The organism is Rhizobium sp. SVR5-2C (assembly GCF_056755115.1).
This window is the reverse complement of record NZ_JBNDHT010000653.1, coordinates 1-231: the sequence shown is the minus strand read 5'-3', so window position 1 is coordinate 231 and position 231 is coordinate 1. Positions and strand designations below refer to the sequence as shown.

The 231-nt window shown below is 62.8% G+C and carries 1 protein-coding gene; it reads right to left on the bottom strand.

Going from position 1 to position 231, the window contains the following annotated elements; translation table 11 throughout:
• Positions 1–231: outer membrane protein (locus ACPYOI_RS37260; protein WP_481424329.1), on the bottom strand; the 231-nt coding region annotated here is incomplete at both ends.

The window sequence follows — 231 nt, the reverse complement described above, 5'->3', positions numbered from 1 at the left end:
CTTGTAGACCGGCTGCGGCTGGATCGGGATATCGGCCGGCGGCATGTAGCTTGCGGTCTGGCAACCGCCGAAGGTGTAGCGGGCGCCGATGCGGGCTTCATGCAGGTTGAGGCCCTTGTCGTAGCCAGGACCGCCGTTTTCCGCGTAACCGAACATGTCGCCGCCCTGGATGTGACGGAAGCGATAGCCAACGTCGGCCTTGAGGTTACATGTGAGGTCGATGGACGTACC